This is a genomic window from Marinobacter maroccanus, assembly GCF_002933275.1.
GTDB classification, from domain to species: Bacteria; Pseudomonadota; Gammaproteobacteria; order Pseudomonadales; family Oleiphilaceae; genus Marinobacter; species Marinobacter maroccanus.
Genome location: NZ_PSSX01000006.1, coordinates 175,813 through 201,936, shown reverse-complemented (window position 1 = coordinate 201,936; position 26,124 = coordinate 175,813). Strand labels below are relative to the sequence as shown.

Here is a 26,124-nt window from a genome sequence, read left to right as displayed (position 1 = left end):
AAGTTCACGATTTAAAAAAGGGGTCAGAAGAAGGCTTTCTTCTGACCCCGGGTTCACAGGAGATTCCAGACAATGTTCTCGAAAGTACTGATCGCCAACCGAGGCGAAATCGCGGTCCGAACCATTCGCACCCTCAAGGCCATGGGCGTTGGCAGTGTTGCTGTCTATTCCCACCAGGATCGCCATAGCCTGCATGTCACCCTGGCCGATGAATCCGTCGCCCTGACCGGTAACGGCGCCAGCGAAACCTACCTCGACAAGGCCCAGATCCTGTCGGCCGCCAAGCACACCGGCGCCGAGGCGATAATTCCGGGGTATGGCTTTCTCTCCGAAAACGCCGACTTTGCCGAGGCCTGTGAGGCCGATGGCATTGCCTTTATCGGCCCCACGCCCGACCAGATGCGAGAGTTCGGCCTGAAGCACCGGGCCCGGGAACTGGCGGAAGCCGCCGGTGTGCCCCTGGCGCCCGGCAGCGGCCTGCTGGAAAGCCCGGACGAAGCCCTGCAAACCGCCGACCGGCTGGGCTACCCGGTGATGCTGAAAAGCACCGCCGGCGGTGGTGGTATCGGCCTGACCCGCTGCAACAGCGAAAGCGAACTGCGGGACGCCTTTGAAACCGTGCGCCGCCAGGGCCAGAGCTTCTTTAACGACAGCGGTGTGTTCCTGGAGCGCTTCATCGCCCGGGCCCGCCATGTGGAAGTTCAGATGTTCGGTGACGGCGCAGGCAATGTGGTTGCCCTTGGCGAACGGGATTGCTCCCTGCAGCGCCGGAACCAGAAAGTGGTGGAGGAAACCCCGGCGCCGAACCTGCCGGCCGCCACCCGCCAGAAGATGCTGGATGCCGCCGTCTCCCTCGGGCAGTCGGTGAATTACCGCTCCGCCGGCACCGTGGAATACATCTACGACGCCGACCGGGACGAGTTCTACTTCCTGGAAGTGAATACCCGCTTACAGGTTGAGCACCCGGTGACCGAGTCTGTCACCGGTCTGGACCTGATCGAATGGATGCTGAAGATCGCCGCCGGCGAAAGCCCGGACCTGGCCGGTTTCGAGCCGGAACTGAACGGCGCGTCCATGGAAGTGCGCATCTACGCCGAGGATCCCCTGAAGGATTTCCAGCCCTCCCCCGGTGAACTGACCGACGTGCACTGGCCGGAAGACGATGTGCGGGTGGACACCTGGGTGGAAAACGGCAGCGAAGTGTCCGCCCACTACGACCCGATGATTGCCAAGCTGATTGTGCACGGCAAAGACCGGCACGACGCCCTGACCAAACTGAAAGCCGCCCTGGCAGAAACCCGGCTGATGGGCATTGCCACCAACCTGGATTACCTGCGCCAGGTGGTGGCCCAGCAGAGCTTTGCCGATGGCATTGTCTCCACCCGGGCACTGGAGAGCTTCGAGTTCAAACCCTCGGTGGCGGAAGTGGTCAAGCCCGGCACCTACACCACGGTGCAGGACTACCCGGGCCGCGTGGGCTACTGGAACATCGGCGTGCCGCCCAGCGGCCCCATGGACGACTACGCCTTCCGGATTGCCAATCGAATCGTCGGCAATCACAGCGAGGCCGCCGGCCTGGAAGCCACCCTGATCGGCCCCAGCCTGAAGTTCCACAAGGACTCAGTCGTCGCCCTGACCGGTGCGCTTACCGAGGCCACCCTGGATGACAAACCGGTGGAATTCTGGAAACCCATCACCGTGAAAGCCGGCCAGGTTCTGACGGTGGGCAAGGCCATCAAGGGCTGTCGCACCTACCTCGCCGTGCGCGGTGGCTTTGATGTGCCGGTCTACCTGGGCAGCCGCTCCACCTTCGCCCTCGGCCAGTTCGGCGGCCACGGTGGCAGGCCTTTGCGCCCCGGCGACATGCTCGGCATCAGCCAGATCAACCTGCCGGCCTGCACCACCACGGCACCGACACACGATCCCGCCCCGGCGGACCCGGACCTGATCCCGGGCTATCCGGACCACTGGGAAATCGGTGTGCTCTATGGTCCCCATGGTGCACCGGATTTCTTCACCGAAAAGTCCATCGAGAAGTTCTTCGAACAGGACTGGGAAGTACACTACAACTCCAACCGCCTGGGCATCCGCCTGAACGGACCCAAGCCGGAGTTCACCCGGGCCGATGGCGGCGAAGCGGGGCTGCACCCGTCAAACATCCACGACTGCGAATACGCCATCGGCTCCATCAACTTCACCGGCGACATGCCCGTGATCCTCACCAAGGACGGCCCCAGCCTGGGCGGCTTTGTGTGCCCGGTAACCATCGCCAAGGCGGAGCTTTGGAAAGTCGGCCAGGTGAAACCCGGCGATACCATCCGCTTCGTGGCCATTGATAACGACACCGCCGTGGCACTGTCCGAACGCCAGGAACTGGCTATCAAGAGCCTGATGGCGCCGCCGATGGAGGACCTGGTGAAGCCGGACCTGGCACCAGAGAACGGGCTTTCGGCAACCATCCTGGCCCACCTGGAAGAAACCGACGGCCGCCCGGAGGTCACCTACCGCCAGGCCGGCGACCAGTATATCCTGCTGGAATACGGCCCCAACGTGATGGACCTGGGCTTCCGCCTCCGCATCCACGCCCTGATGGAAGCCATCGCCGACGTGCAACCCAACGGCCTGCTGGAACTCTCGCCCGGCGTGCGCTCCCTGCAGTTGCGATACGACGCCCGCATCCTGCCCCAGGCGGCGCTGATGGAGTACCTGCTGGACTTGGAGGCTACCCTGCCAGCCACGGATGAACTGAAAGTCCGCAGCCGGGTGATTCACCTGCCCATGGCCTTCGAAGACAGCGCCACTCTGGAAGCGGTGGACAAATACCGCCAGTCCGTACGCGACACCGCTCCCTGGCTACCCAACAACGTCGACTTCATGCAACGCATCAACGGCCTGCCCAGCCGCGAGGCCGTCCGCGACATCCTGTTCTCGGCCCGCTATCTGGTGCTAGGCCTGGGCGACGTCTACCTCGGCGCCCCCTGCGCCGTACCCCTGGACCCACGGCACCGAATGCTCACCTCCAAATACAACCCGGCCCGTACCTACACCGCAGAGGGCACCGTGGGCATCGGTGGCGTGTACATGTGCATCTACGGCATGGACTCCCCCGGCGGCTACCAGTTGGTGGGCCGCACCCTTCCGATCTGGAACAAGTACCTGAAGAACCCACAGTTCGCCGAAGGCGCCCCCTGGCTGCTACGGTTCTTCGACCAGGTGTGCTACTACCCGGTGACCGAAGCCGAACTGGACGAAATGCGCGACCAGTTCCGGGCAGGCCAGCTGACTGTGAAAATCGAGGAAGAAACCTTCGACCTGAAATCCCACCAGGCCTTCCTGGACGCCAACGCCGACTCCATCGCCGAATTCCGCGAACTGCAGCAGGCGGCCTATGCTAAAGAAGTGGCCCTGTGGAAAGACAGCGAAGCCGAGGAACTGGATAAACTGGCCAAGGCCCCGCCGAAAGCGGACGTATCCGACCTGGCGAAATTCGGCGAGCTGGTGAGTGCCGAGATCGCCGGCAACATCTGGAAGTGCCTGGTGAAGCCCGGTGATACCGTGGCCGAAGGTGATCCGCTAGTGATCGTGGAGGCGATGAAAATGGAATTCGAGATAAACGCAACCCAGGCCGGGGAGATCAGTGCCATGCATGTGGAGCCCGGTAAGGCTGTTACTCCCGGGGAGCCTTTGTTGAGCATCAAGGTTTAGGTTTGGGAGCTTGGCCTCTTCTGGCCGCTTGCTTGGGTGTGGAGCCGATGGGGGCAGGTGTGTCACAGACACGCCGTAAATACGTCCATGTAGGCTTGATCGCAGCATCCATGCTGCTCACAGTCTGTGACACACCTGCCCCCACCGGCTTTTGGACAAGGGAGTCGGCGGTTTGAGGGAAAGAAAGGTGGTTTGTTTGCCTGACCGGCGGCATATTTCCGAGATTTCAAAAGAAATTTGTCAAAATGCCGGTATTGGTTTCTGGCATGCGAAGGGAGTCGGGACGGCTGGTGGGGTGCGGGTTTCAAAAGTGTGAGCAGCATGGATGCTGCGATCAAGCCCCCAGGGATGGGTTCACGGCGTCTTTTGAAACCCGCACCCCACCAGACTGCCCAGCGGTCAATCACCAAACCAAGAGGCCTCCCGCAAATAAGGGAAAGAACATGGCAACAAACACCAAAAGAAAAGAGTCTATGGCAGACAGGGTTTACGAAGCCCTGAAGGACGACATCTTTGAGTTCCGCCTGATCCCTGGTGACAAGTTCAGCGAGGGCGATGTAGGCACGCGCCTGAAAGCCAGCCGCACGCCGGTTCGGGAGGCCCTTTACCGATTGCAACGGGAAGGCTACGTGGAGGTGTTGTTCCGCAGTGGCTGGCAGGTGAAGCCGTTTGATTTCCGGCAGGTGGAGGAGCTGTACGACCTGCGGATTACCCTGGAGCGGGCGGCGATGCACAAGATCTGTGGTCTGGATGAGGAACCCTCGGCAATCCGCATGCTGACCGCCATCTGGAACCCGGACCATCCCTCCGAGCGGGCGGTGGGCAGCACGGTTCGGGCGCTGGATGAGAGTTTTCATTGCGACCTGGTGGCCGCCGCCGGCAACCGGGAGATGACACGGATTCACCGGGAGATCACCGACCGGCTCCGGATTATCCGGCGCCTGGACTTTACCCGGGAAGACCGCGTGGACGCCACCTATGTGGAGCACGCCGCAATTCTGGAAGCGCTCCGGAGCGGCATGGCCAGCGAGGCGGCGGATCGGTTGACCCGCCATATCCGGGCCAGCCAGAAGGCGGTTCGCGAAATCACCATGGAACGGATTCGCGAGGCCGCTGAAGCCCATCGCAGCGGGCAACAAATTGCCTCCCAAGGCGCGTAAATACTGAACTCGCGTTCATTTTCGCCGCCGCCGAAATGCTTACAAATCTGTAAGACATATCGCACAAACCCCGGAGCGATTCTCCGATAGGTAGGAATTCGATCCCCAGTAGAATGGTCAGTGTCAGGGATGACAAGCCAGCAAGGAACGTTGGCTCAAGGATGAGAACTCCAGGGAAGAGTCCTCTGCGGCTCAGGAGTTGCCCAAAGGATCAGGGCTTACAGGGATGAATACAGGGAAGACGCGCTCAGGATGAGTCGCACGCCTGAAGGATCAGGCAGGGGTCAGCCACGGAATCGGGGATCACAAGGATTGTGGTCCCGTCCGTGCACTCCCCATCCCCACAGACATTTCTGCTCTCTTCTTACATTTCGCTTCTGCTGCTTTGCGCCCTGGCACAAAACCAAAAAAACGCAACACAGCTTCAGGAGCTCGTATCTATGAAACGCACACCGCTTTTCGCAACACTCGTTCTGCTGTTCAGCCTGGTTACCGGTTTTGCTTATGCCCAGGAAGCCGCCATCAATATCAACACAGCCGATGTGGCTACCCTCGCCAGCCTTAACGGCATTGGCCAGAGCAAGGCGGAAGCTATTGTTGCCTATCGCGAAGCCAACGGTCCGTTTGCGGTAACCGCAGACCTGGCAAACGTGAAAGGAATCGGCGAGCGCACCATTGAGAAGAACGCCGCGCGCCTGACCGTGAAGTAATACCCCGGGCAGTGGCTCGCTGCCGCTGCCCTTCCCGTTCCTGCATCATTCCCCGCCTTCTATTTGCGGCTGCCCATAAAGTCGTCTGGCAACACCGCGCCCGCCACCCTATTATTGCTGGATAACAATTCAAAAACCGTTGAGCGTCCGCACATGGTTGATCCGATCAAGGTTTATCCGTCCAAACCTGCGAAAGTCTATTTCTATGGCACCTGTCTGGTGGACATGTTCTACCCGGATGCGGGCATCGCCGGAGTGGAGCTGCTGGAGCGCGAAGGCATTGAGGTGCTGTTTCCGCAAGACCAGACCTGCTGCGGCCAACCGGCCTACACCTCCGGCTACCATGACCAGGCCCGCTCGGTGGCCAAAGCCCAGCTCGATCTTTTCCCCGGCGACTGGCCCATTGTAGTGCCGTCTGGCTCCTGCGGCGGGATGATGCGCAAGCACTACCCGGACCTGTTCAAAGACACGCCGGACGAAGTGAAAGCCGCCGAGGTGGCCGGCCGGGTCTGGGAGCTGACGGATTTTCTGCTTAACGTCTGCCATATCAAGCTGGAAGACCTGGGCGAGCCCACCACGGTGGCCATGCACACCTCCTGCTCCGCCCGCCGTGAAATGGGCGTGGCCGAGGTGGGGCCGAAGCTCCTTGGCCAGTTGAAGAACGTGAATCTGGTAGAACAGATCCGGCCGGAGGAGTGTTGCGGCTTTGGCGGTACCTTTGCGGTTCGCCACCCGGAGATTTCCGGAGCCATGGTCAGTGAGAAGGTGGACACCCTTGTGGACACCGGCGCCAAAGAATTTGTCACCACCGATTGCGGTTGCCTGATGAACATTGCCGGCTACGCCGAGAAGAACCAGAAGCCGGTTTCAGGCCAGCACATTCTCAGTTTCCTGTGGGCGAGAACCCAGGGCAAAGAGGGGCAGCAGTCATGAGCGAGACAGCCGAGCACACTGGCCATCATATCGATGTAAAAGAGTTTCACCCGCGGGCTCAGGCGGCCATTCATAACCCCAAGATCCGCAAGAACTTCCGCAGCGCCATGGACGGGCTGATGTCCAAACGCAAAACGGCGTTCGAGGGCTGGGACCTGGAAACCCTGCGGGATCTGGGCGCCAATGTGCGCCTGCGGGCCCTCGCCAATTTACCGGACCTGCTGGAGCAGCTTGAAAAGAAGCTGACCGAGAACGGCATCAGGGTGCACTGGGCGGTGGACGGCGACGAGGCCTGCCGGATCGTAAGGGATATCTGCAAGGCCCGGGATGCCAAGACGGTGATCAAGGGCAAGTCCATGGTCTCCGAGGAAATGGAGCTTAACCATTACCTGGAGGAACAGGGCATCGAAGCCCTGGAATCGGACCTGGGCGAGTACATTGTGCAGCTGGCGGATGAAACGCCATCGCACATCATCATGCCCGCGATTCACAAGAACACCGGCGAGATCTCCCAGTTATTGCATGACAAAACCGGCACCGATCTCTCCAACGACGTGGAATACCTCACCGCCAGTGCCCGCCAGCAACTGCGTGAAAAGTTCATGAACGCTGATGTGGGGGTGTCCGGGGTTAACTTTGCGGTGGCGGAAACCGGCACGCTGTGTCTGGTGGAAAACGAAGGTAACGGCCGGATGACCACGACGGTGCCCAAGTGCCACATTGCCGTTACCGGCATCGAGAAGGTGGTACCGAGCATGGAGGATGTCTCTGCCCTGCTCGCGCTGCTGACCCGCTCTGCCACCGGCCAGCACATTACCACCTACTTCAACATGATCTCCGGTCCGCGCAAAGCCGAGGAACTGGACGGGCCGGAAGAGGTTCACCTGGTGCTGGTGGATAACGGCCGCTCATCCATCTACCAGGATGACGAACTGCTGGACACCCTGCGCTGCATCCGCTGCGGCGCCTGTATGAACCACTGCCCGGTGTACACACGGGTGGGCGGCCATGCCTATGGCACCACCTATCCGGGCCCCATCGGCAAGATTCTGATGCCGCACCTGATTGGCCTGGACGAGGGCCGGCATCTGCCCAGCGCCTCCAGCCTGTGTGGTGCCTGTGGCGAGGTCTGCCCGGTGAAGATTCCCATACCCGACTTGTTGGTGCGGCTGCGCCAGGAATCGGTGGATGGTGACAAACTGCACCCGGCCAAGGTCCGTGGCCATGGCGCCAAGCGAAGTTCCATGGAAGCGATGATCTGGAAGGGCTGGGCCTGGATGCATGCCAGCCCCGGCATCTACCGCTTCGGCACCGGTGCCGCCAGCAAATTCAGGGCCTTGCAGCCCTCGAAAGCCGGCGCCTGGACCGATTACCGCACGGCCCCCAAACTGGCCGCCAAAACCCTGCACCAGCGGATGAAGGAGCGTGGCCAATGAGTTCCCGGGAAACGATTCTTCAGCGTCTGCGCAATCGTACCGGCGGCGAACTGACGGTGCCGGAGTGTGACTTCTCGGTTCTGGTTCGGGATAACTGGTCGACAAAAGAGCGTATAGAGCGGTTCGAGAAGATGATCGAATCAGTCCACGGCGAGGTGCATCACTGCACCGAAGACATGTGGATGGATCGCCTGGCCGAGGTGCTGAACACCCGCGGTGCCAGGAATCTGCTGATTCCGCAGCAGCACGAAATCGGCCGGGCCCTTCGCGATGCTGGCCGTGACGATCTGCCGGAGCTGCTGATCTACGACGAGCCGATCGAGAGCTGGCAGGCCCACCTGTTCAACGAGGTGGACGCCAGCATTACTTCTACCCGCGGCGGTATTGCCGAGACCGGTTCGCTGATCCTGTGGCCGAACGATGATGAGCCAAGGCTTATGAGCCTGGTGCCGCCGGTACACATCGCCGTACTCAAGGCCTCGGAACTCTACACAACCTTCCATGAAGCCATGCAGGCCCAGAACTGGGCCGCTGGCATGCCGACCAATGCCCTGCTAATCTCTGGCCCTTCCAAAACCGCCGACATCGAGCAAACCCTGGCTTACGGTGTTCACGGTCCCAAAGAGCTGATTGTGTTGATGATTGAATGATCCAAGGCGCCCTGATGATCGCCCTGGCTGCCCTGCTATGGGCGACCACGGGCATTGTTGCGAAATTTCTGTTTACCGGTACCGAGCTTCAGGCCATTGCGTTGGCCTTCCTGAGGCTGGCGGTGGCTTTGCCGTTTTTCTGGCTGCTAATGCGGCGGGAGCAGGCGCGACTTGAGCGTGCCAACCCGGGCGCCAGGGTGCCCGGGAGTTCACTGCGAAGCATCTCACCCAAAGCCCTGCTTCCGCTTGCGGCGCTGGGGCTGTTCCAGGCGTTCTACCAGGGCAGCTATCTACTCGCCGTGGACCTGACTGGTGCCGGCATTGCCACCCTGATCGCGCTCTGTCTGCCTCCCGTGCTGGTGGCCATTCTTGCGGCGCCCTTACTGGGCGAGAAACCCGGCCTGCTTACGGTTCTGTCCCTGATTGCTGCCATTTTGGGCACGGGGATGCTGGTTCTCAGTGATATGGACACCAGCGGCACCCTTCGACTGGCCGGCATTCTGGTGGCGTTACTGGCCGCCTGTGTGTATACCGGTTTCACGCTCACCAGCCGCTACAGCTCCGCTGGCACACCGGTGTTTACCACGGCGTTTATCTGTTTCTTTACGGCGGCGTTGATTCTGTTGCCGGTCGTGGCCCTGAGTGGCGGATTCGAGGGGCTGGAGAGTCTGGAGTTCAGACACTGGCTGATGGTGGTCTATGTTGGTGTGGTGCCCACCTGCATCGGTTATGTGTGCTTTTTCACTGGCATGAAAACGACACCGGCCACGCTTTCCAGCATCATCGTGACTCTGGAACCGCTGTTTGTGGCACTGCTGGCCTGGGTGTTTCTGGAGGAGATTCTGGGGCCGATTGGTATTGCCGGGGCCTTGATTCTGACCGCAGCGGTGATTGTGGCCTCCCGCTACGGCCGTAAACCCGCAGCCGGCCAGGAGGCCGCTGCGGAGTAAGGAGGATCAGTCTTCCTTACGCTGTTTCTCGAGCATGTCTGGCTGCAGGATTTCGATCCAGTAGCCGTCCGGGTCTTTGATGAAGGCCAGGCCTTTCATTTTGCCGTCGTCCGGCTTTTTCACGAATTCCACACCGAGTTTTTCCAGGCGGTCACAGGCGGCATAGACGTCTGGTACCGCTACGCCGATGTGGCCAAAGCCCTGGGGCTCGTCGTTGCCATTGTGATAACCAAAGTCGTTGTCGTCTTCGGTGCCCCAGTTATGGGTCAGCTCAAGCATGGCTTCGCGGCCGAAGGTAAAGGTGGTGCGGTGGGCGTCGTCATGGGGCACGAGGCCGGCCTGTCGATCGTCCAGGTAACCCAGGAAATACAGGGTGAACTTCATTTCGGGGAAGTCCAGTTTGCGCACCAGGCGCATGCCCATCACTCGGGTGTAGAAGTCCATGGAGCGCTCGGGTTCTTTGATGCGCATCATGGTCTGGTTGAATACGTAGCCTTCGGTTTCGGGAACGGGGTCTTCGTGTAGGCCGGGGGCCTGTTCGAAATGCTTGGGCATTTTGGTTTTCCCTTTTTTGCGCAGGATTCAGACATTATACCTGTGTGCGTTTCAGGGGGATTTCAAGGGCATGAAAAAAGACCCCGGGGCCAGAGACTAACCTGCGGGGTCTTGAGGGCCGGTTTTCGCCGGCTTTTCTTCAGAGACGCTCTGAAGCTGCTGTGGCCTATAGGTTCAGGCCGAACTGGGGTTTGGGGCCTTCCGTTGCCGACCGGGGCTTGGGGGCTGGCAGGGCCATGAGGGGGCTATTTCTTCCGGGAAGCCGAACTCGCTTTGCTCAGACAGTCGTTTCCCTGCAGAAATAGCCCCCTCACACCCCTGCCGGCTCACTTTGTTGCCGGCACCATGGAAAAGAGGGAAGGCAATTTCTTTTTATCCTGCCAACTGGTGCTCTTCGCCTTTGTAATAAGCCTCCACCCTTGAATTCATTACCCGTCGCCAGAGTGGGGGGACCATTGCCAGTACGATCATTGCGGAGTAGCCGGCCGGTAGCTGGGGAGCCACTTCGTGGTGGCGGAGGATCTGGTAGCGTCTCTTGGCCCAGGCGTGGTGGTCGCTGTGGCGTTGGAGGTGGAACAGGAAAACGTTGGTGAGGAAGTAGTTGCTGTTCCAGCTGTGTTCGGGGCCGGTGCGTTCGTAGCGGCCGTTGTCGAGTTTTCTCCGGTGCAGGCCGTAGTGTTCGAGGTAGTTGACGATTTCCAGCAGGGTGAAGGCGATGAAGCTCTGGCCCAGGAAGAAGACGGCGCCTAGCCAGCCGAATGCAACGGTGAAGGCGGCCAGTACCAGGGCGCTGATGCTGTACCACCAGATCAGTTCGTTGCGCCAGTTGAGGGCTTTGTGGCCTTTGCGCTGCAGGCGTTCGGCTTCCAGTTTCCAGGCGTTGAGGAAGTTGCGCGCGTAGGCCTGGGGCAGGAAGTTGTAGAGGGACTGGTTGTAACGGGACGATGAGGCGTCTTCGGGGGTGGATACGTGCACATGGTGGCCGCGCAGGTGTTCGACTTTGAAGCCAGCGTAGCAGACCAGTGACAGCAGGAAGCCGCCAGCCCGGGTTTCGAGTTTTTCGTCTTTGTGGATGAGTTCGTGGGCGACGTTGATGCCGAGGCCGCCGACGATGCCGATGGAGACGATCCAGCCAATACTTCCCACCAGACTGAATGTGCCGGAAGCCAGCTCCAGCATGCTCCAGACCAGCAAGGCCGCGAAGCCGGCGACCCAGCCAAGCGTGATGGCTTTATAAAACCGCTCGCCGACCATTCGTGGCACGTCGGTTTCTTCGTCCGGGTTCAGGGAATCCTTGCCCAGCAGCATGTCCAGCACCGGGATGATCCCGAACACAAAGACCGGTACGCCCCAGGAGAATAGGTTTACCAGATCGGTTGCGAGGCCTGCGGCCAGCAGCAGGGGCGGTAACGCCAGGGGGACCATGGCTATCAGGTAGCTGTACTTCTTCAGGGTCAGCAAGATCCGCCGGCGGGTGGCTTCGCGATCTACCGATAACTGCGTTGTGCTCATTGGGCTTTCTCCATCGAATGCGTGTTGGTGAAACTCTGATCACCTGTTATTTTCTGCATTATTGTCCTACAATGCATCAGTCGTCAACTTCGTGAGGGGAGTTTTTTGACAATTGTCAGGAACCCTCGGCGGATCAAGGCGTTGTGACTGTCAGACTCAGAGGCTGTGATAAACTCATGCGCACACACTCCCATGCCGGCCGGATCACCGCAGCAGCCGACCGGTTTTTACGACCTGTTCAGAGAGCCTTTATGGATTTTCAGGTGCCCAACACTCTGGCCGAGCAGATTGCCAATTACCTGGCAGAGCGGATCATGACCGGGCAGATTCGCCCCGGTGAGCGGATTCAGGAGGCCACCCTGGCTGGCGAGCTGAAGGTGAGCCGTGCCTCGGTCAAGGAAGCGCTGTATACCCTGGAGCGCTGGCATCTGGTGGAGATCACGCCCCGCAAGGGTGCTTCAGCCACCCGGCTGGACGCGGCCCATGCTTCCGAACTTTACGATGTGTATATGCATTTGCTGATGATGATGGCGGTGCGGCTCTGTGAGCGCTGGCAGGAGAGCGATAAGCAGCGGATGCTGGGGGCGGTCAGTAATGTTGTTGAACGGATAAAGGATTCGTCCAGCGACATTTCGGGGGTGGTTGAGGCGAGTTTCAATGTGATGGATGCCTGCTGTGAGGTGGTGGGGAATCCTTATCTCACGGAGGCTTTGTCGAATTTCAAGCCGGCGGTCAGTCGGGCTTATTACCTGAGCGCTGATCGGTATCGGCGGGGCCTGGCGCAGACCAGTGAGTTTTTTGCCAATCTGCCGCAGGCGGTTCTGGCGCGGGATTCGGATAAGGCGCAGGCGTTGATTCGGGAGTTTGCGGAGCACCAGAAATCTCTCATTCAGCAAGCTTTGGCTTCCTAGTCCAAGTTTCGCCTTTCAACTTTTGGTGCATGCAAATCGGGCGGGAGGTCCTCCCAAAACACGCTGTGAATACATCCTTGTACGCTTGGCTCCGCCATCCATGGCTCCGCACAGTTTTGGGAGGACCTCCCGCCCGCTTTGCCCCATCCTCTTCAGTGGCTTCCCTGTGACAGGCCTCACAGATCTTTCTCCCTCTCCCGCCTATCGTAACAGTCTGTAACAAATCAAAGTTTTTGCTGCATTGGTTGTGCTGTCCCCCTGCGGCCCGGGGAGTGTTTAACGCTCTCTGCTGAAAACAATAAACCAGACTTTTGGGGCCACCATGACTCAGTCACTTGCCTGTCGTCGAAACACCACATCTTCCACGCTCTCGCTTTGGGTGCTCGCCCTCTCGCTGCCAATACCGGCGTTGGCGGAGTTCAGGCCGTTGGATGATGGGGCGCTATCGGGTGTAACCGGGCAGGCGGGGGTAACGATTGAGCTGGAGACCAAACTCAGCATTGATCGGTTCAGTTGGATTGATGAGGGTTCGTTGAATGTGAATGGGCTGAGGTTGTCCGGGCAGAACGATACGGTGCTGGATAACATGAAGCTGACGATCGATATTGCCGGCGATGGGGAGGTGCTGGAGCACGGGTTTTCGGAGATTGCCCGGCGGGCACAGGCGGGGTTGTTGGACCAGAATGACCCGGATGTGGCCGATGCTCTGGCGAAGTATTCCGTCGCGGGCTCTTTTGGCAAGCAGTTCAATAGCGGTGATCTGGTGATGCATCTGGGTGCGACGGATTATGGCGATCCGAGCAGCCTGGATGATTATCTGCAGGCGGTGGATTTTGAGCTGGCGGTGGACAGTGTGACCACTTCGGGCAGCGAGGGCTCGGCGACGCTGTTCTCGAATATCCTGCTGCAAGGGCACATCGGGCCGACGGATCTGGTGATCCGTAACGGGGGCAGTGATACTAGCACTCTGGCCAACGGCAACGAGGTGTCTGGCTCTGAACTGCAGCTGGATACCCATTTCGAGATTACCAACGGTAGCCTCAACTGGGATGCAGCGGATGTGATTCTGCTGTTCAACTTTGCCGCAGTCGGTATTGAGGGCCTGCAGATTCATAACCGGCGGGGCGATGACACGCTGGGGCATTTCGGTATGGCAAGTGCCACTGCAAAACTGTCACGGGGCACCAGTTCTGCCTCAGGCAACGAAGGGCTTTCGGTGCATGAGGTTGAGTTCCGGGCGGATATTGATATGCCGGTCTTCAAGATGGGCGGCACCAGCATTGGTAGCGTTCAGTTCACGGACTTTGCCATTACCAACACCACCATGATGGTGTATGGCCACTAGCCGGACACTGGACACCCACCACACCCTACGCTGTAAACTGCCCGTCTCACTCTGACGGGCAGCCCATGACTCACTCTACGGACATCAACTATTCGAAGCGCGCCTCGGGAAAAAGGCTGGCGATGTTCAGTCTGTTGTTTGTGGCGCTTACCGCTGCCGGGCTGTATGCCGTTTACGATCTGTTTGCCGAGCGCACCCTTACTTTCGATGCCAGGCTGATCGCCCCGGGAACCCTGTTATCGGTGGCCGGCCTGTTGCTGGTTTATTTCATCTCGGATGGTCTTCGGCTGTATTTTACCCTGCGGGCGCTCGGGCACCGGCTGCCATTGCCGGCGATGTTCCGGCTGGTCTTTATCAATCTGTTTTTCTCCAACGTCACGCCCATGGCCACCGGGGGCGGTTTCGCTCAGATCTGGTTCCTGAGCCAGCATGGCGTTCCGGTTGGCAGGGCCACGGCAGCAACAACGATTCGAACGGTACTGGCGGTGCTGTTCATTTTCTCGCTCACGCCGGTGTTCCTGCTTACACTCAAGCCTCTGGACGGCAATTCCATTGTCGGCGACATCGGCACCGCACTGGCAGTTCTCATTGTTCTGTACCTCGGCTTTTTCCTGGTGTTGCTGTTCCGGACCCGCTGGCTGATCGGCCCATTGACCCGATTGCTCAGGACCGCTCGCCGGCTTCACCTGATCAGTGAGCACCGCCATCGGCGCTGGCAGTTCAAGGCGCGCCGGGAGATGCTGCGGCTTTCCCGAAGTTTTGGCGATTACCTGCGTGGTGCCCCCGTGTTCGTGTGGCTATCTATTCTGTTCACTGCGGTCTTTCTGCTCAGCCTGTTCAGCTTCCCCGCGCTGCTGATGCACAGCCTGGACTACAGTGTTGACTATGTGGTGTCGGTGGGGCTGCTGGTTGTCACCACCTTCGTTATGTATTTTTCGCCCACGCCAGGCGCTTCTGGGATTTCCGAGGGTATTTTCGGGAGTTTTTTCCGGGATATCCTCTCCGGTAACCACCTGATACTGGTTATTGTCTGCTGGCGCCTGTTGACCATTTACCTGGGCATGGTCATCGGACTGGTGGTGCTGCAGAGGGAACTTGTTGCCAATCGCAGGAGGGCAGGATGATTTTCCGCAACCCACTCAAGCTTCTGTTCTATCTGTGCCTGCTGGTGGTAGTGCTGCTGGTCGGCTACAAGACCTATCTGAACCTGTTCACGGAGGATTTCGAGGGCGTTCATACCGAACAGGTAGAGCAGATCCATCAGAAGCTTGAACCCGGAGAGCCGTTCAGCTTTGCGGTGGTGGGCAACATCAACAACTCGGTGGGGATTTTCGAAGACCGTATTATTCCGGAACTGAACCGTTCCGGCCTCGATTTTCTGGTTTCGGCCGGTAACGCGGTCAGTGGCGGCGGCGAAGACAAGTTCCGGGCCCTGTACGGCACCCTGAGCCATCTGGAGATTCCCTACCTGCTGACCTTCGGCGCCCACGAGTATGAGGACTTTGGCAGTTTCCGCTTCTACGATCATTTCGGCCCTCACTTCTTCAGCATTGAGGCTGGAAGCAGCCGGCTGATTTTCCTGGACAGCACCGGGAAAACCCCCTGGCGCTGGCAGATCCGCTGGCTGAAGGATCTGCTGGCCCAGGACACTTCGAAGGCGAGGATCCTGTTCATTGGCCACCCTCCCCTGCGCCCGGACGAGAATGCACCGTTCGACCAGAGGGAAGATTACCTGGCGCCGCCCGAGTTCCGGGACGCATTGCTCCAGGCCATCGAAGAGCATGACGTTGACCGGGTGTTTTCCGCCAACCTTTCGCTCTATTCGGAAAAGACGGCAGGAGACACCACGTTTGTTACCACGGGCGGCGGCGGTGGCCTGGTCATGAACAACGACACCAGTTTCTATCACTACGTGCGGGTGAATGTGGACGCGGATGGCGAGGTAACACATAGCCTTCAGCGCCTGGAGGTGGGCCAGCACCCGGTTCTGAAGCGTCTGGAAAGCCTGTGGTTCTTTATCTACTCCCTGTTCTACACCGGTTACCTCAACTTTATTCTGATCGTCGCCGTGTTTGCGGCCATTGCCATCAAGCTGTACGGCGCCATTTTCATCGGCAAGGACTATTACCCGGACTACGATCTGGACCCGGCCCCCTGGCTCGAAAAACCGATGCGGGTAGCCATGTTTACCAATAACTACCTGCCCTTTATCGGGGGTGTGCCGATTTCGATTGAACGCCTGCGGCTGGGTCTGGAGGCGCTGGGCGACAAACTGCTTGTGGTGGCACCCCGTTACAAGGGCCAGTCTGAGACCGAGTCCCACGTGCTGAGGGTCCCCTCACTTCTGGCCATGGGAGAGAAGCGGGAATTCCGGCTGGCCAATATTTTTCTGGGCCGGATCCGCAAGCGGGTCCGGGCGTTCAAGCCGGATATCATCCACCTGCATCATCCGTTCTGGCTGGGGTCGCTGGGACTGTTTGTGGCGCGCACGCTCCGGATACCGGCCATATATACCTACCATACCCGTCTGGAGCACTACGCCCACTTTGTGCCACTGCCGGGCATGCTGTTCCGGAACCTGATCTCCCACGCCCTGATCAAGCGCTTTGCCAACAAGTGCGACGGGGTGATTGTGCCGACCTACTCCACCGAGGAATACCTGCGCATGATCGGGGTAAAAACACCGACTTTCGTACAGCCCACGGGCATCGAATACCACAAATTCCAGGAGGTTCAGGAGAAGGACGTCGAGGAACTGCGGGAGAAGCTGCAGTTGAAGAATGAGAAAGTATTCGTCAGCGTTTCCCGAATCTCCAACGAGAAAAATATCGACTTCATGATTGAGGCCATTGATGCCTTGAGACGGGAAACCGACGTGCCGTTCCGGTTCCTGATGATCGGCGATGGCCACCAGAAAGACCGGCTGCAGAAGAAGATCGAAGACCTTGGGCTTCAACAACACTTCACCCTGGTCGGCGCCGTTCCGCCGGACGAAATGGCCATCTGGTACCGTCTGGGTGATGCCTTCCTGTTTGCCTCGATCTCTGAAACCCAGGGCATGGTAATCCTGGAGGCCATGGCGGCCGGCTTACCGGTGGTAGCGGTTCGCTCCAGTGGTATTGAAGACGTGGTCCGGCACGGGTTCAACGGCTTCAAGACGCCGGAGAAACAGGACCAGTGGCGGGCGCAGGTCAAAAAGCTGCTGGAAGACGACGAACTGCGTGACAAACTTTCCTCACAGGCCCTGGAGTTTGCCAGGGACTATTCCGTGGAGCAGTTTGCCAGTGATGTTCGCACCATTTACGCCACTACCCTGGCCATGTTTGCCAAGAAACGGAAAGGCTCGGCAAGCCAACCCGAATAGGTAGGGTTACGGTTTTTCGCGGCGGCCTGATCGGGCTAGACTGAATTCACGTATCACAAAGACAGTTTTAGGCATCGGACCGACTGAATTATCGGAGACTAACGTGAGCGGCATCCCCGTCGGAATCAGCACCTGCCTGCTAGGCAAGGAAGTTCGCCATGATGGCGGCCATAAACATTCCCGCTACTGCACCCAGGTGCTTTCAAAGCACTTTGACTTCCGCTCCATCTGCCCGGAGCTGGAAGCCGGTCTTGGCGTGCCCCGGCCCGCCATCCACCTGCGCGAGTACAGTGATGGCCTGCGCCTGATTGAAACCAAAGGGGCGGCGGACCATACCGACGCCATGCAGGGTTTTATCGACCAGATCATGCCTACCCTGGCGAACCTGCGCGGCTACATCCTGATGGCAAAGTCCCCCAGCTGTGGCATGGAGCGGATCAAGGTACACAACGAGGATGGCAACGTGATCCGCCGGGATGGCCGGGGCATGTTTGCCGAGGCACTGCTGAAAGCCTACCCGATGATGCCGGTGGAGGAGGAAGGGCGCCTCAATGATGACATGATCCGGGAAAACTTCATTGAACGGGTTTTCGCCTACGACGACTGGATGCAGAATGTCGCCGGCGACCAGCGCTCAGCCAAGGCGCTGATCGAGTTCCACACCCGGCACAAGTTCCAGCTTCTCGCTCACTCGGAAAAGATTTACCGCCAGCTCGGCCCCATGCTTGGCGATCTGAAATCCGAACCACTTGAAGACATTGCCGAGCGCTACATTCACCTGTTCATGGAGGCCATGAGCAAGAAGGTGAGCCGGGGTTCTCACATGAACGCCATGCAGCACCTGATGGGCTATCTCAGGGATTCCATGGGTGATGAAGATCGCAAGGTACTGATGGAACAGATGGAAGCTTACCGCCGGGGAGAGGTGCCTTTGGTAGTGCCGATGACCCTGCTGCGCATGGCTCAGCGCAGGGAACCGGTGGACTACCTGCATGCCCAGCAGTATCTCACGCCTTACCCGGATGAGCTCGGCCTCAGGAACAACGTCTAAAATCGGGGTCAGATGAAAATGTCATCTGACCCCTTTTTCATTTCACCCCAGGTTCGAGAATTCGATCAGAAACCGTAGATAAGCGAGAGCGAGGTTTCCGTGTCGGTATCTTCAGAGCCTGCGGGCGGATCCGACAGATGCTTGATCCGGAACGCCGCCTTCATGGAGAGATTTCCCACCACGTTCGCCTGCAGGGACGTTTCCGATTCGGTCACCGTGTTGTTCTCATCCAGGCCGATTTCCGTGCTCAGCTTCTGGCGGAACAGAGAGTTTTCCGACAGTGCGTAATCAAACTGGCCTGCCAGACGGGCGATGGCCTCTTCTTCGGCATCCTCGCCCTGGGCATTCACCATGTCCAGTTTGTTGTAGCGGTAACCGCCACCGACTGAGAGATCGAGGAAGGAGCGATCTCCTGAATTCCAGACCCGGTTTCCATAACCAGTAGTCACTGAAGATTCGAAATCGTAGCCGGAGAAGCGGTCGTCCTCGTAGGAGCCACGGAGAAACCAGTACTGATTCTCGGCGAACTTGTAATCCGTCTCCAGCGCGGCCTGATATTTCTCGGCCGTGGTCTGGTTGTCTGTCTCGGAATAATTGGTGCGGAATTCACCGGTGTTGCGCCAGGTTTCGACTTCATGGATCAGACCCAGGCGACCCTTGATGTTGGTCTCTTCGGTATTGCCAGAGGTAATCAACACACCCAGTTCGGTTTCGCCCTTCCAGTTGTCTGCTTCCTGCGCACCTGCAAAGGGCGCGATAGCAACTGCGGCAATGGCTACAGCCTGTCGTAAATCCATGAAGCCTCCTTTCTGAAAAGGGGGTCAGATGAACTTTTCATCTGACACCGAGTTCACCTTCCAGGCTTTTCCGGGCCTGACGTTCTCTTTCAGCCTTTTTCCGGGCCTTGCGCTCGGCAATGATGCGCGCGGCTTCTCCGCCCACGTGAGCTTCGCCCCGCTCCTCCGCCAGGCGCATCTGACGTTCACGCTCGGCAAACCGGGCTTTCTGCTCTTCGGTCAGCGAATCAATACATTGATGGCAGCTCACGCCCTGTTCATACTCGGGGCGCTGTTTGTCTTCCTCGGTAATCGGTCGGCGGCAGGCATGGCACTGGTCGTAATCGCCGCGCTCCAGCCGATGGTTGACCGTTACCCGGTCATCAAACACAAAGCACTCTCCGTGCCACAGGCTCTGTTCTTCCGGCACCTCTTCCAGGTATTTCAGGATGCCGCCCTTGAGGTGATAGACCTCCTCGAAACCCTGTTCCTTCAGATACGCGGTGGATTTCTCGCAACGGATGCCGCCGGTACAGAACATCGCCACCTTCTTGTGCTTCGAGGGATCCAGGTTCTGTTTCACGTATTCCGGGAACTCCCGGAAGGTATCAGTGGCCGGATTGACGGCATTCTTGAAGGTGCCGATTTCAACTTCGTACTGGTTACGGGTGTCCACCAGCACCACATCCGGATCGGAAATCAGATCGTTCCACTCTTTAGGATCCACATACGTGCCAACAATGCGCTTCGGATCGATACCGTCCACACCCATGGTGACGATCTCTTTCTTGAGCTTCACTTTGGTGCGTTTAAACGGCTGGATGTCGACAAAGGACTCTTTGTAATCAATGCCGTCGAACCGCTCGTCGCTGGCGATCCAGGCTTTCACGGCATCAATGCCTTCCCGGCTGCCGGCAATGGTGCCGTTGATGCCCTCGCGCGCCAGCAGCAAAGTGCCGTGCACGTCTTTCTCGAGCATCAGGTCCAGCAGCGGCTGGCGGAGGGATTTGTAATCATTCAGGACTGCAAACTTGTACAGTGCGCAGACAACAACGTTGTTGCTCATCATTTTCTCCTGCGGGCCGGACCGTAAATCCGGAGCATGGTTTCGGGACTGTTGGAACGTCTCAGAGGCCTGAGCCTGAGAGGGCGCAAATTTTAACCAACTCAGGCTCAGGATCAAGTGCGGGGTTACGCAGCATCAGTCCGCCTCACTGGCCAGCTCACGCTCAACCACGGCCGAAAGTTGACCCCAGCCCGGCCGGGTCAGGCGAATGTTATCTACCAGAACGGTGGGCGTGCTGGTTACCCTAAGCTGCATGGCCACCTGGCGGCTCTGCTCGACGGCTTCCCGGTGCAGTTCGGTGGTCATACAACGGCGAAAGCGACGCTCCTCCAGGCCCAGATCACCGGCGTAACGGGTGAAGGTGGCAACCGGATCGTTCGAGCCGCTCCACTCGGCCTGGGAATCGTACAGGCGATCGTGCATGGGCCAGTAGGCGTCCTGATCCCCGGCGCAGCGGGCTGCCTGGGCGGCTGGCATCGCGTTCTGATGCTGCTGCAGTGGCAGATCAAAGTAGACGAAGCGAACTTTGCCTGCGTCCACGTATTCCTGCTTCAGTTGCTTGCTGGCGGAGGAAAAGCTGCCGCAGGCAGGACACTGGTAATCGGCAAATTCACGCACCACTACCGGGGCATTCTCTGGGCCTACAGAGACACCGTACTGGTCCAGTTGGGCAGGGAACTCGTCGGCATTGGGCGCGGCGACGGGCAGTTCGTCAGAGCTCGGTTCGGGTGCTGCGGTCAGGAAAAAGACACCGAGAAGCACGGCGGCCAGAACCAGCAGACCAATGCCTGCATACAGCGGCTTGTTGGACTTTGCTTTTCTGGGAGGTGGTGCGCCGGTTTCCTTGCGACGTTTTGCTTCACCCATGGAGGGACTCCTTATTGTGTTTCTGGTTTCCGGAATTAATTAGGTCGCGACCGTTTTCAGATCGGGCGTGGCACGCTAAGATCCTTTATATCCTACAAAAGTTCCAACAAAAATTAAGGAATCCTCATGCCGTTGCCCGCTTCCCTGAAAGACTCCCTCTCACTGCCTCTGGTGGCCGCACCCATGTTCCTGATCTCTGGCCCGGAACTGGCGCTTGCCTGCTGCAAGCAGGGCATCGTTGGCAGTTTCCCGGCTTTGAACCAGCGGTCCAGCGAAGGCTTTGAAGACTGGCTGATCCAGATGAATGAAGAGTTGGCAGCCTTTCGAAGTACGAATCCGGATGTCACAACGGCGCCCTACGCCGTTAACCTGATCGTGCACCGGACCAATCCGCGCTGGCAGGCGGATCTGGAGCTGTGCGTAAAGCACCAGGTCCCCATCATCATTACCTCCCTGGGCGCCGCCAGCCAGGTAGTGGAGGCGGTGCACAGCTACGGCGGTGTGGTGTTCCATGACGTGACCAACCAAAAGCATGCCCGCAAGGCAGCGGAGGCGGGGGTTGACGGCATCATCGCCGTGGCGGCGGGTGCCGGTGGCCATGCTGGCACCATCAACCCGTTCGTTCTGGTGCATGAAATCCGGGAAGTCTTTGATGGCACCATTCTGCTCGCCGGCGGGCTGTCCCATGGCGAGGACCTGCTCGCGGCCCAGGCCCTGGGCGCGGACCTGGCCTACCTGGGCACACGTTTTATCAACACGTTCGAGTCCCAGGCGGACGAAGCCTACCGGAACATGATCATCGAGGCAGTGTCTGGCGACATTATTCATACACCGGCGGTATCTGGTGTACCCGCCAGCTTCATGCGCCAGAGCCTGGAAGCGGCCGGCTTCCCGATGGACAAATTAAACCAGGCCGGCGAGATCAACTACGGGGAAAAACTGAAGCCCATTGACGATGAAGCCAAGGCCTGGAAAACCGTGTGGTCCGCAGGCCAGGGGGTCAGCCAGATCCACGACGTGCTGACCGTCCCGGATCTGGTGAACCGACTGACCGACGAATACAGAAACGCCCGGGAGCGCCTGCTATCTTCAGGTTCCTAAACCTGGAACTGTGAGGCTTTATCCTTCAACGAGGTCAGTGTCCGGGCAATCTGGCCGCTGGCCTCATCGGAGCTCTCAATGGCTTCAACCGTCTGGCGGGAAGAACCGGCGATATCACTCACGCTCACGCTGACCTCACTGGCATGCCGGCCCTGCTCTTCTGCCACGGACGAAATCGCCAGGGCACGATCCTGAAGGCTGCTGAGCAACTGGTTGATCCGATCGAAGTGTTCATCGGCCCGGCGGAACTCCGAGGAGGATTCCGCAACCTGGCCGGAAACCTCACCGATAGCGCTGACCGCCTGTCGACTGCCCTTCTGCAGGCGTTCGATGATGGACTGGATTTCGGTGGTGGATTCCTGGGTTCGGCTTGCCAGAGTGCGGACCTCATCGGCCACCACGGCGAAGCCCCGTCCGGATTCCCCGGCGCGGGCAGCCTCAATGGCGGCGTTCAGTGCCAGCAGGTTGGTCTGCTCTGCAATGGCACCAATCACCGACAGCACAGATCCGATTTCCTTGCTCTGGTGGTCCAGCTGATTAACGGCCTCTACTGCCTGTTCAACGTTACGAACCACCTGATCCAGTCGGCTTCGCACTTCCCGGGAGATGCCCGCTGTAGCCTCGCTCTCCGAACTGACATTGCTGACGGAGCCGGCGATGTCCTGAATGTTTTCCGCCACCTCGGAAATACTGCGGGACATGGCTTCCATGGTGCCGGATACCTCGGCCACGTCCTGCTCCTGGCGATTCACCGCGGCCACGGCACTGCGGCTTATGTCGCCCTGAGCCTGGGCCTGGCCGGCGGCCGATTCGGCCGACTCTTTGACTTCCGAGACCAGCTCCTGGATTCGGGCAATAAAGCGGTTCACGCCCTGGGCCATCTCGGTGAGTTCATCCTTGCCTTTCATGGATACCCGGCGGGTGAGATCGGCCTCGCCATCGGCGATGCCCCAGATCGCCGAGCTCAAACGGAACACTCGTGGAAGAAGGCCTCCGCCCAGCACCAATGCCACCAATAGAATCAGAACCACCACGGAGCCAATCGCCAGCATACTGAGGTTGGCGGAGAGGCTTGAAGCCTCGGCATTCAGCGCCTCCACCGTGCTCTGGATTCTGGAGCGAGTGTCGGAATCCATGCCGGCCAGCTGCTGCTGAAGGCGCTGGTTCACCTGATCGGTTTCCGCCTCCAGGGTGTCGCGAAGGGCATCAATGCTGCCGGTGATGGTGGCACTGAATTCCTCTTCCAGAGCGGACAGGTCCCGATTGATGCCTTCCAGGGACAATCCAAGTTTCAGCTGGCCTATGGCGGAACCCTGGGGTGCAATATCAGCAGTGATGATCACGACATTGGGGTCACGACTTGCCGCATCCAGGACCTTATTTGCCGCACCACGGCCTTCGCCCTGCTCCATTAAGGTGCGCACCCGGTCATCGGTGCGATCCACATAGCGGGTAAGTCGATCACCGTACTGGTCGTAGTAAACCGCGAACAGCACAGATTCCCGGGCGTCGGCCAGTTCCACCAGATCGGTCAGGCGGGGTACATCCCGATCCCAGATCAGCGGAGCGGCGACGGCAGCCAGCACATCGGCCAGGCCCTGGGCCTCAGCCATGACAGCGGTTCGAACGTTGCCGGCAACGCGCTCCTGTTGTGCGGTTTGCTGGCGGGTGAGTTCGGCGGAGAGTTCCTCGGTGGTCTTCTGCCGCATGGTCTCCAGGCGGGTTCGGACATCCTCACGGGTATCCCCGAATGAGGCGCTGACCTGTTGGCTGCTGGCCTCAAGGGCAGACCCCGCCGTGTTGACCAGGCGCTCCACCTGACTGGAAATCAGCCACTGGCTGACCACAACCTGAACCAGACCGGCGACCACCAGAACGATGAATACCGGTCGGAGAAGGCGGCTTGAGATCAGCCGCCGGATAAAACTGAGTGACATACGGACTCCGCGAGCATGTGTGCTTCATGCATCCTGCACAGTCGGTAACAGCGTCCCTGCGAAGCGTGTCCGTATGTATAGCAAAACCCGGGCCGGCGTGGGCCGCATTTATGTACGGGTTTTGTAGTTAATCGTCATCGTCTTCTTCGAGTTCGATTTCGTCTGCGGTGAAGTCGTTCCCCGTTCCTGAGTATTCAACTTCGAGAATCAGAAGCTCGCCATCATCGAAACGTTCGATAATTTCATTCTGAGAACTATCCTCATAGGCTGTTGGACCGGCATCTATCGATACGCCGAGAATCGTGATGGAGCTAGAGGTAATGTTCGTAAGCTTCCCTTCCAGCTCATACTGATCTCGATCATCGAAATCAGCGAATTCGTCATCCACCTCTACCTTTAAGGCTTCGATGAAGATGTCTGCCCCCTGCCCCTTCTCAACACCTTCGACTTCCACTGTGGTAGTACCAATGGGAAGGGTCTGGAATGAGATACCAGAGCCGTCTTCAACGGTGAAGGTTGTCGTCGAGGAAATCCGAACTTCAACACCGCCGACGAAGAAGGCGTTGTCCGCAGAGGAAGAAATCACACCTTTAACTTTCGCATTGCCGTCCCGGAGTTCGATTTCATCTGCCTCAACAACCGTATCGGAGAGGAACTTCCCTTCCACCTGAATCAGAAGCCCCTCAGTGAGCTCGTCGAGAGTGATGCCGTCATCAAGTTCGGTCTCATCTGTCACCCGAACTGTCAGACTTCCCATCGTAAACTCACCCGGTCTTGTGCCAACAGCGCCCGAAGAGGTGTAGGACGAATCGATTGTCGCGGTGAACTCGATATCGTCGGCACTGCTGCGACTAAAGCGTCGGGCGTCATCCCGGTCGATCGTAGCCGCTACCAGCGTGGTCCCGTTGAGTTCCCCCTCAACCTCCAGCGCGGTGGCGGTTTCCAGGTCTGCCTCTGTGAGTCCGGAGCCAAAGCTGACATTGTTCTCATCGTATTGAACAGTGATCGTGCCAATCGTGAACTCATTGATCGCCGTATCCACCGCCGATATGCTGCCCTCCAATTCAATATCGGTCAGATCCGGATTGATTATCTGGATGTAGCCAGCCCGATAAGAGCCATCGGCCTGACGCCAGGCGCTGACTCGGACATGATCGGTAATTTGAGATCCGCCAAGCAGAGTGGCGTAGGTTGTACCGCGCACCACCGTCTGGCGATCGATCCGCACTGACTGCCCCATGACTGAAAGGGTAACGAATTCACCGGCGCCACTCGGATCAGCAGTCACCTGGCCTACCGGACCACGCAGCGTATCGTCGTAACTGAGTTTCTCAGCCGTCCCTGTGCCATCATCTCGCCACTCGCCTTCAACCCTGAGAATCATCCCTTCGCTCAGCAGGCCCTCAGCGGTGATGCCATCGTTGCTTTCAACTTCCCGATTCGGAATGTCATCGGTGCTGAACTCCACACCATTAACAAACACACTCCCAAACCCGGAAACCGGCCCAACGCTGGACCCGGTGCCCCGTATACCGCCATCGGCAATATCCAGGCCTCCGCCAGCGCCTCCTCCACCACAGGCGGAAATCGCCCCGAAGGCCACTGTGCCGGCGGCCAGCCCGATAACACGATTGCGGATGTGCCGTTTCATTTCGTTCCTCTCCCTTTCCGGCATTCCTGGCCGGTATATGTTAGACAGCATCGTTAAAGCGCCTGCGCGGAATCTCGTCCTCGGATTCAAAAACCTGGTCAACTCGGGAATCGCCTGGAAGCCGGGGCTGCGAAGGCGCATAGACACTTCGCCTCAGCATCAGGTAGCCGCTATCCAGGGGTTCGACCACACCCTTACGGAGCAATTCATTCAGAACTACCGTGGGGGCAAAATCGGGATTGGTCACTTGCACCAGATTGCGGAAAGAATTCGTCGCGTGATTGTCCATCAACAGCATGACAGGGTCATGATGCTCATCGAGGAATTCGTTGAAGCTGATCCAGGAACGAATCACCTGCCGGGACGATGGGGACAGTATGGTGCTTGCAAGCTCCGTTGGCTCCCAGCGACAAATAATGTTCGGCTGCCTCGTGAGACTCATGG

General features: G+C 58.9%; 21 protein-coding genes. 13 read left to right on the top strand and 8 right to left on the bottom strand.

The genetic code is table 11. The annotated features are described in order from the left end of the window. The first annotated feature begins 72 nt into the window (after positions 1 to 72). The 7 genes from uca to KEHDKFFH_RS09590 all read left to right on the top strand — a co-directional run bounded on the left by uca (position 73) and on the right by KEHDKFFH_RS09590 (position 9,544). Positions 73 to 3,705, top strand: coding sequence for an urea carboxylase (gene uca / locus KEHDKFFH_RS09625; RefSeq protein ID WP_104321721.1), 3,633 nt, complete (start codon positions 73 to 75; stop codon positions 3,703 to 3,705). A 443-nt stretch (positions 3,706 to 4,148) separates the two neighbouring features. Next, complete coding sequence (locus KEHDKFFH_RS09615) at positions 4,149 to 4,865, top strand: GntR family transcriptional regulator (protein WP_104321719.1); 717 nt, start codon at positions 4,149 to 4,151, stop codon at positions 4,863 to 4,865. A gap of 440 nt (positions 4,866 to 5,305) precedes the next feature. After that, on the top strand, positions 5,306 to 5,575 hold the full coding sequence (locus KEHDKFFH_RS09610; protein ID WP_064227691.1) for a ComEA family DNA-binding protein: 270 nt from the start codon (positions 5,306 to 5,308) through the stop codon (positions 5,573 to 5,575). Positions 5,576 to 5,728: 153 nt separating this feature from the next. Next, positions 5,729 to 6,508 carry a (Fe-S)-binding protein gene (locus KEHDKFFH_RS09605; RefSeq protein WP_104321718.1) on the top strand — a complete coding sequence of 260 codons (780 nt, stop codon included), beginning with the start codon at positions 5,729 to 5,731 and terminating at the stop codon, positions 6,506 to 6,508. After that, a complete protein-coding gene (locus KEHDKFFH_RS09600; protein ID WP_104321717.1) occupies positions 6,505 to 7,944 on the top strand; it encodes a LutB/LldF family L-lactate oxidation iron-sulfur protein in 1,440 nt (479 codons plus the stop codon). The genes KEHDKFFH_RS09605 and KEHDKFFH_RS09600 overlap by 4 nt, the downstream gene beginning before the upstream one ends. Continuing rightward, positions 7,941 to 8,594: a LutC/YkgG family protein gene (locus KEHDKFFH_RS09595; protein ID WP_104321716.1), complete on the top strand. Its 654-nt coding sequence runs from the start codon at positions 7,941 to 7,943 to the stop codon at positions 8,592 to 8,594. Before KEHDKFFH_RS09600 ends, KEHDKFFH_RS09595 begins: the two co-directional genes overlap by 4 nt. Next, positions 8,591 to 9,544: a DMT family transporter gene (locus KEHDKFFH_RS09590; RefSeq protein ID WP_104321715.1), complete on the top strand. Its 954-nt coding sequence runs from the start codon at positions 8,591 to 8,593 to the stop codon at positions 9,542 to 9,544. The genes KEHDKFFH_RS09595 and KEHDKFFH_RS09590 overlap by 4 nt, the downstream gene beginning before the upstream one ends. A 6-nt stretch (positions 9,545 to 9,550) precedes the next feature. Here the strand turns inward: KEHDKFFH_RS09590 and gloA are convergent, their stop codons facing one another. Together gloA and KEHDKFFH_RS09580 are read right to left on the bottom strand one after the other, a co-directional pair. After that, entirely contained in the window at positions 9,551 to 10,099 is a 549-nt protein-coding gene (gloA, locus tag KEHDKFFH_RS09585; protein WP_104321714.1) for a lactoylglutathione lyase, read from the bottom strand. A 372-nt stretch (positions 10,100 to 10,471) separates the two neighbouring features. Beyond that, on the bottom strand, positions 10,472 to 11,611 hold the full coding sequence (locus KEHDKFFH_RS09580) for an alkane 1-monooxygenase (RefSeq protein ID WP_104321713.1): 1,140 nt from the start codon (positions 11,609 to 11,611) through the stop codon (positions 10,472 to 10,474). A 251-nt stretch (positions 11,612 to 11,862) separates the two neighbouring features. On the opposite strand from KEHDKFFH_RS09580, the gene KEHDKFFH_RS09575 reads away from it, so the two are divergent. The 5 genes from KEHDKFFH_RS09575 (at position 11,863) to KEHDKFFH_RS09555 (ending at position 18,282) form a co-directional block, all read left to right on the top strand. Then, a complete protein-coding gene (locus KEHDKFFH_RS09575; protein WP_104321712.1) occupies positions 11,863 to 12,522 on the top strand; it encodes a GntR family transcriptional regulator in 660 nt (219 codons plus the stop codon). Between the two features lie 322 nt (positions 12,523 to 12,844). Next, positions 12,845 to 13,867, top strand: a complete 1,023-nt coding sequence (locus tag KEHDKFFH_RS09570) for a DUF6160 family protein (protein WP_104321711.1) — start codon at positions 12,845 to 12,847, stop codon at positions 13,865 to 13,867. A 65-nt stretch (positions 13,868 to 13,932) separates the two neighbouring features. Further along, positions 13,933 to 14,991 (top strand): lysylphosphatidylglycerol synthase transmembrane domain-containing protein, encoded by a 1,059-nt coding sequence (locus tag KEHDKFFH_RS09565; protein ID WP_104321710.1) that lies wholly within the window; start codon positions 13,933 to 13,935, stop codon positions 14,989 to 14,991. After that, positions 14,988 to 17,231 carry a glycosyltransferase gene (locus KEHDKFFH_RS09560; RefSeq protein WP_104321709.1) on the top strand — a complete coding sequence of 748 codons (2,244 nt, stop codon included), beginning with the start codon at positions 14,988 to 14,990 and terminating at the stop codon, positions 17,229 to 17,231. The genes KEHDKFFH_RS09565 and KEHDKFFH_RS09560 overlap by 4 nt, the downstream gene beginning before the upstream one ends. Positions 17,232 to 17,334: 103 nt before the next feature. Further along, entirely contained in the window at positions 17,335 to 18,282 is a 948-nt protein-coding gene (locus KEHDKFFH_RS09555) for a YbgA family protein (protein ID WP_104321708.1), read from the top strand. A gap of 65 nt (positions 18,283 to 18,347) precedes the next feature. Here KEHDKFFH_RS09555 and KEHDKFFH_RS09550 read toward each other — a convergent pair whose 3' ends face one another. From KEHDKFFH_RS09550 to KEHDKFFH_RS09540, 3 genes are all read right to left on the bottom strand, one after another. Then, entirely contained in the window at positions 18,348 to 19,079 is a 732-nt protein-coding gene (locus KEHDKFFH_RS09550) for a DUF481 domain-containing protein (RefSeq protein ID WP_104321707.1), read from the bottom strand. Between the two features lie 37 nt (positions 19,080 to 19,116). Beyond that, a complete protein-coding gene (gene trhO / locus KEHDKFFH_RS09545) occupies positions 19,117 to 20,124 on the bottom strand; it encodes an oxygen-dependent tRNA uridine(34) hydroxylase TrhO (protein WP_104321706.1) in 1,008 nt (335 codons plus the stop codon). 135 nt (positions 20,125 to 20,259) lie between these two features. Then, a complete protein-coding gene (locus KEHDKFFH_RS09540) occupies positions 20,260 to 20,991 on the bottom strand; it encodes a DsbA family protein (RefSeq protein ID WP_104321705.1) in 732 nt (243 codons plus the stop codon). Positions 20,992 to 21,117: 126 nt separating this feature from the next. Between KEHDKFFH_RS09540 and KEHDKFFH_RS09535 the strand changes: the two genes are divergently transcribed. Beyond that, the gene (locus tag KEHDKFFH_RS09535; protein WP_104321704.1) at positions 21,118 to 22,092 is read left to right on the top strand and encodes an NAD(P)H-dependent flavin oxidoreductase; all 975 of its coding nucleotides are present in this window, start codon (positions 21,118 to 21,120) and stop codon (positions 22,090 to 22,092) included. On the opposite strand, the gene KEHDKFFH_RS09530 is transcribed toward KEHDKFFH_RS09535, so the two are convergent. The 3 genes from KEHDKFFH_RS09530 to KEHDKFFH_RS09520 form a co-directional block, all read right to left on the bottom strand. Then, positions 22,089 to 24,029, bottom strand: coding sequence for a methyl-accepting chemotaxis protein (locus tag KEHDKFFH_RS09530; RefSeq protein ID WP_104321703.1), 1,941 nt, complete (start codon positions 24,027 to 24,029; stop codon positions 22,089 to 22,091). The genes KEHDKFFH_RS09535 and KEHDKFFH_RS09530 overlap by 4 nt on opposite strands. Before the next feature lie 127 nt (positions 24,030 to 24,156). Then, positions 24,157 to 25,680, bottom strand: a complete 1,524-nt coding sequence (locus tag KEHDKFFH_RS09525) for a DUF5666 domain-containing protein (RefSeq protein ID WP_104321702.1) — start codon at positions 25,678 to 25,680, stop codon at positions 24,157 to 24,159. Positions 25,681 to 25,720: 40 nt separating this feature from the next. Next, the gene (locus KEHDKFFH_RS09520; RefSeq protein WP_104321701.1) at positions 25,721 to 26,122 is read right to left on the bottom strand and encodes a hypothetical protein; all 402 of its coding nucleotides are present in this window, start codon (positions 26,120 to 26,122) and stop codon (positions 25,721 to 25,723) included. Positions 26,123 to 26,124: the final 2 nt, after the last annotated feature.